The 6,001-nt window shown below is 32.8% G+C and carries 7 protein-coding genes; 1 reads left to right on the top strand and 6 read right to left on the bottom strand.

The annotated features are described in order from the left end of the window. Positions 1–182: 182 nt before the first annotated feature. A complete protein-coding gene (locus K6343_04525; protein ID MEF3245230.1) occupies positions 183–1,052 on the bottom strand; it encodes a DMT family transporter in 870 nt (289 codons plus the stop codon). Positions 1,053–1,217: 165 nt separating this feature from the next. Between K6343_04525 and K6343_04520 the strand changes: the two genes are divergently transcribed. Further along, on the top strand, positions 1,218–1,493 hold the full coding sequence (locus K6343_04520) for a MoaD family protein (GenBank protein MEF3245229.1): 276 nt from the start codon (positions 1,218–1,220) through the stop codon (positions 1,491–1,493). A gap of 6 nt (positions 1,494–1,499) precedes the next feature. On the opposite strand, the gene K6343_04515 is transcribed toward K6343_04520, so the two are convergent. Genes K6343_04515 through K6343_04495 form a run of 5 tightly spaced genes read right to left on the bottom strand, consistent with a single transcriptional unit; the run spans position 1,500 to position 5,837 of the window. Continuing rightward, positions 1,500–2,489, bottom strand: coding sequence for an iron ABC transporter permease (locus tag K6343_04515; protein MEF3245228.1), 990 nt, complete (start codon positions 2,487–2,489; stop codon positions 1,500–1,502). Next, positions 2,461–3,219, bottom strand: a complete 759-nt coding sequence (locus K6343_04510) for an ABC transporter ATP-binding protein (protein MEF3245227.1) — start codon at positions 3,217–3,219, stop codon at positions 2,461–2,463. Before K6343_04510 ends, K6343_04515 begins: the two co-directional genes overlap by 29 nt. 1 nt (position 3,220) lies before the next feature. Next, positions 3,221–4,594, bottom strand: coding sequence for an ABC transporter substrate-binding protein (locus K6343_04505; protein ID MEF3245226.1), 1,374 nt, complete (start codon positions 4,592–4,594; stop codon positions 3,221–3,223). Positions 4,595–4,605: 11 nt separating this feature from the next. Further along, the gene (locus tag K6343_04500) at positions 4,606–5,325 is read right to left on the bottom strand and encodes a DUF364 domain-containing protein (GenBank protein MEF3245225.1); all 720 of its coding nucleotides are present in this window, start codon (positions 5,323–5,325) and stop codon (positions 4,606–4,608) included. After that, positions 5,301–5,837 (bottom strand): nucleoside-triphosphatase, encoded by a 537-nt coding sequence (locus K6343_04495; GenBank protein ID MEF3245224.1) that lies wholly within the window; start codon positions 5,835–5,837, stop codon positions 5,301–5,303. Before K6343_04495 ends, K6343_04500 begins: the two co-directional genes overlap by 25 nt. Positions 5,838–6,001 lie beyond the last annotated feature (164 nt).

Here is a 6,001-nt window from a genome sequence, read left to right as displayed (position 1 = left end):
TTCGGCTTCGCCTCAGAATGACCTTTGCACGATCCAATTCTTTGGGAGAGTATCAAGGAGGTGAACCCTCCTTGAGTATGAAACGGCATGATTCTTCCTTGCTTACTATGTTTGCTCACTTGACTTTGTTAAGGAGAATATTGCAGTATGACACCATGGAGGCAAAAGTCACCTTGTAAGAATTACACCGAGTTTTGCTGTTCTACCAATACCGAAATGTATATACCTATCAAAATAAGTATTGCACCAGTTATCTCAAACACAGTTGGCACTTCTTTAAGAATAAAAAAGGCACCAATTGTTGCAATAACAGGCTCTCCAAGAATAGTTACAGCAATAAAAGATGGATCAAGATACCTTAAAGAATAATTATATGCTGTATGTCCAATAACTTGTGGAATTAAGGCTACAAGAAAAAACATTAAGTAAGTATATCTTGAATAATTAAAAAGGTTTTCTTTTGTAATTAAGGAAACTAAAATAAGGAGTAAAGAAGTCAATAAGTATGTGAAAAAAATATAAGGGATAAGTTCAGCTTTTTCTCTTACCCTTTTTCCAAATGTAAAATAAAGAGAGTATGCGACTGCACCAAGCAAGGCAAGGACGTTACCCAAAAGGCTACCTTTACCTATAGCATTTTTTGAAGAAAGTGCAATAAGAAAACTTCCAGATATTGCAATTACAATACCTAAAATGAGTTTCTTTTTAATCCGTTCTTTGAAGAAAATGTAAGAGAATATAGGCACAAAAATTGGGTTTGTTGTTACAAGCACAGTAGAACTTGCAACTGTTGTATATTTAAGCGAGGTAATCCACAAAGTAAAATGCGCTGCCAAAAATATGGAAATATGAATGAATTTTGCAATCTCTTTTAAGCGAAACTTGTTTTTGTATGTAAAATAGATTGGAGCAATTATAAGACTACTAATAGAAACTCTATAAGTTGCAATTACAATTGGTGGAGCATCGGTTAATCTAATAAGAATTGAGGAAACACCAATTGCAAAAACTCCAATCGTAAGCACCAGCAATACTTTTGACTTATTTTCCATCCTCACATTATACAAAAATAAATTTGTTAATTAAAGTTAGATCCTATAAGCAAAACCATTAAGTAAAAGTAAATCTTGACAGGACCTCTAATTTTGGTATATATAAAAATGAAAAAAGATTTTCAATTTACTTAATTAAAAGGGATGTAAAAAGGTTAAAAACCCATGGCAAACGTAAAAATAAAAGTATACACCGTAAAAAGAGAAACTTTCGAAAACGAATCCATTGAAGTTGAAGGCGAAACTCTCATTGAAGCAATTAAAAATTTTATTAAAATCTATCCGCAATTAAGAGAAGAACTCCTTGAAAACGACCAAAAAATAAAAAGTGATTACGTATTCCTTGTAAATGGAAGAAACGTTGAAGTTTTAGAAAAAGAAAATACCAAACTCAAAGACGGGGATAAAATTTCCATATTTCCTCCTATAACAGGTGGATAAAGCAAATTAATTGTGCCTTCTTCTTATAAGCACAAAAAAGAAAGGTGCACCGATTATACCAGTTAAAATTCCAATAGGAATCTCTACTGGGAAAACTATTCTTGAAAGAGTATCAATGAGAAGTAAAAATCCACTTCCAAAGAATATCGAAAGAACTAAAACTTTACTATTGTCATAACCTACAAGGAATCTCACTGTGTGGGGAATTATAAGCCCGACCCAACCGATAACTCCTGCAAAAGAAACAACAAGTGCAGATTGAAGAGTAGTTATAAATATAAGGACTCTCTTTAGAAGTCGGGGGTTTTCTCCAAGAGAGATTGCTTCTTCATCTCCAAAAGATAAAATGTTTAATTTCCAACCAAATAAGGCTAAAACAACTAAGAGTAAAACTAAAATTGGAGCAATAATAACAATATCTTTAAGTGTAATCTGTGATAGACTACCCATTAACCAAAACACTATTGAAGGAAGTTTTGTATAAGGGTCTGCTACATACTTTAAAAAAGAAGTAAACGATTGGAATAAACTACCAACAACAAAACCCGAAAGCACTAAAGAGATACTTTCACTCTTTGCTCTTGAAATTGTAAGAGTTAAAATAACTGCAATAATACCAAAAATAAAGGCAAGCCCTTCAATTAAAAAAATATTTGATGAGAGGAGTATTCCAAGCGCTGCACCAAAACCTGCACCAGATGAAACGCCAAGTATATAAGATGAGACAAGGGGATTATTGAACATACCTTGGTAAACTGCACCTGTTTGAGATAGGGTAGCACCATATAAAATAGCTGCCATAATACGCGGTAATCTTACATCTATTAGCACCGCTCTATCAATAGAAGTAAGATTCTTAAAAAATAGAATGTTTTTGATATCAATCTTGTATCTACCCAAACTCATTGAAAGTAAAATAAAGACAATGTTAAAAATGACTGAAACTACTAACACAAGATAAAACTTTCTATTTTGCGAAGATAAAAACTTTTCCATCAATTTCTACTCTTTCTACATCAATACCATAAACTTTTCTTAGGTTTTCTTCGTTAATCACTTCGGAAGGCTCACCAATACCTACAATCTCTCCTTTTTTTAGAAGGGCAACTCTATCGCCTATATGGAGTGCTTCGTTTGGATCGTGAAGTGTAATTATGAAAGTAATGTGTCTTTTGTCTCTTAGCTCCATGATTTTATTTAAAATGAGATTGCTGTTTTTAAAATCAAGAAAGGCAGTTGGTTCATCAAGAAGTAAAATTTTTGCTTCCTGCGCTAAGGCTCTTGCTATAAGCACAAGCCTCAGTTCTCCACCTGAAATGTTTGTGTAAGGTCTTTCTTTAAGATGGAGTATCGAAAGTTCTTCTAAAACTGTTAAAGCAATCTCTAAATCTTTTTTACTTGGTATGAGAGTTTCAAGTTGTGGATTTCTTCCCGAAAGCACTATATCAAGAACGGTGTAAGGAAAAGTCTGCTTGTGAATCTGCGGAACCGATGCAACAATACGGGCAAGTTCAGAAATAAAGTATTTATTAATGTCTTTACCAAGTATGCTAACTTCGCCAAATTTAGGCTTTAGTATCTTAGAAAGTATTTTAAGTAGTGTTGTTTTACCACTTCCATTAGGTCCAAGGAGGACGAGAATCTCATCCTCCTTTACCTCTATATCTAGACCTTTGAGTACTTCTGTATCAAAATATCCAAACTGTAGATTAGAAATTTTTATCATTTTACGGGAAAATGTAATTTAAATCGGCATCGGTTAAATTGTAATTAAAAATCTTACTATAAAACTCCTTTGCTTCTTTTTTCATGTCAAAATTTACACTGTTCCCATAAAGCACATTTGAGAGCCACATAATACCAAGGACAACTTCAGGCTCTGGAAGATCGTAAGAGCCTAAAAACTGCGGCATCTTGTAGACATTTTTGTTTTTTACCGCATTAACACCTCTTAAAACACTATTTGAAAAGATGCTTTCAACAGAATCAGTTGAATAAGGAGCAAGAATAATATAGTCAGGATTAAACGAAAGGATCTGTTCTATTGAAACGTCAATTTTACCACCTTTAATATCTTTAGTTACACTTATACCTGAAGCTCTCTCTATCATATCATTCTGCATAAGAGATGCGCCTGCCGATTGCGTTAAACGTCCTAATGCAAAATAAACAGTTTTTTTCTTTTGAATTGAATCTGTTTTAGATTTGATGAAAGCAAGTTTTGAGTCAAGATAAATCAATGTATCGGTTGCTTCTTTTGTCTTACCTAAAATTGTGCCAAGAAATTGAATTGATTTAAGCATAGTGCGAGTATCTTCAATAGATAGAAGCGCAATAGGAATACCTACTTCTTCTAACTTTTGAACTGGAGTCCCCGAAGAAGAGATAACGATATCAGGCTTTAAAGAAAGAATTGTCTCAACGTTAGGATTTTTAAAATTACTTCCATCTTTTAACTTTGATAAATTAGGAAAAACTTTCTCAAAGTTTGTTTTATTGATTACTTTTGCTGAAGTTGGTATTGCAATGAGCTTGTCTTGCATCTTTAATGGGAAAACAAAGAGGGTTACCATGGGGTTAAGAGAAACAATTTTGTTTATTTTAACTGGCACTTTTATTTTACGACCTGTTGTATCAAAAACTTCCACAAGTTGCTTTTGAATCTCGATAGAAAACTCATTTAAAACAGTTCCGTTTAGAAGGTTTGCTAAATCCTTAAGAGAGATAAAACTCCTACCATTTTTAAGGATCAAAGGTAAAATTTTAACTTCTTTTTTATTAATATAGGCATAATTAGAGTTTACTTTAAGATTTACATTAAGATCATTTAAAATGATTGATATAGATTTTTCTTTTCCGTTCCAAGAGATTGAACCGCCTACCTCCTCAATAACATTTCTTAGAGGCACAAAAAGGGTGTTGTTTTGCGTAAAAGTTTCTCCGTAGAGTAATTTTGCTATGTTATCCACATTGAACTTATTTGAATTTTCAGTGAAAACGAAGGTTGCAACTGGAACATAGCTAGATGCATTAACTTGATTGGTAGGTACACTTACAAGCAAAAACACAACAATCAAAAACATTGAAAGTATTTTTTTCATTTTTACCTCCCTTAAAATTTTTGTTTCCTTAAAACAACATAATCGAGGAACTTCTTAAAGTTATGCAGTTTTCCTCCCTGTGAGACTGCGTTAATTACAAAATCATTGTCTTTAACATAAGAGGCACCAACAACATCTACCCCATAATCGAAGAGAACTTCACTTGGAGGAGTAGATGGCCCAAATACTATCGTACGTGCATTCCTTTTAACTGATAATAAGGCTTCAATGCTTTTGTTTGCAAGAGTTGAGCCAGTAATTGCAAGTATGTCTGCTTCTGGAATTAAATAGTAAAATGCAGTATCAATTGTGTCTCCCTCTTTTGGGTTTCTTTCAAGAACGATTAATTCTTTTGCTTTTGTGCGTATCTTATCAAGGCCACAGAAATGACCTACAAAAACCACCTTCTTACCGTAAGCAATACTTTCAATATAATCAAGGATGTTAAATATTTCGTATGAATCCTTAAAGGGAATTAAAGAGTTAAGAGTCGCAAGTCCAATAGAAACTTTTGTAAGATTAAAAGTGTAAAGGTAGTTTAGTATCTCTTTTGCACTTTTACTAATTAAATAACCTGCATCTTCAACTTCATCGTAAAAAGAGGAATAGGCAAGTGATAAGCCAACATTTTTTGTTTTTACTGCAGTCCATACATTAGAAAGTCTTACATCTAAAATTTTTTCATCACTAAAATCTTTAACGCTTTCTACGAGATCCTCGTATAAACCCATATCTCCTCCAAAATTTTTTTAGCTAAAGAATTCCTATTTTCTTTAGATACTTGAAAAACTAAGTCTGCTATAGATAAAGCTTCTTTCAAAAATTCGTTTAGTTCCTCTTTAACAACATAAAGCACAAATTTCTTGCTTTTTAATACCTCAAAAACCTTGTTTTTAAAGTTGGTTGCGTCTTTCTCAAGAAAACCTAACTCATCCATTAAGATAACTTTACCTTTTTCTAATGCAACGTTTAAGGCATTTACACCAATTGTTTCAAACGAGGCGGTAACAGGCTTTATAACAAAATTTTCCTCAAAGACACCTATCGATGCTCTTTCGAAGGTGTATAGATTAACGATTTCAAAAGAATGCAAAGTATCGTTTTTTATTACAGGAAGTGTTCTAAAGCCAAGAGGTTTTTCACCAAGGTATGTTAGAAGTGTATTTACAATAGTTGATTTTCCAATTCCTATTGGGCCTGTAATAGCAATTTTAACTTCTGGTAGGTCATGTAGCATTTTCATGGTAAATTTATTATACATTTTTTTGACAAAAAGTCAAGAAAAGTTTAATAGTGTAATGATAATTCTGGGTGATTTTTTTAGCCATTTTTAGATAAAGCCCTACCATTATTAGGAAGGCGTAAAGCCCTTACTTCGTCATTCTGATAGCTAGCAAGGAATCTTTT

This window comes from Caldisericaceae bacterium (assembly GCA_036574215.1).
In the GTDB taxonomy this organism is placed as follows: Bacteria; Caldisericota; Caldisericia; order Caldisericales; family Caldisericaceae; genus Caldisericum.
The sequence above is the reverse complement of the archived record's forward strand: the minus strand, read 5'-3'. Positions and strand labels throughout refer to the sequence as shown.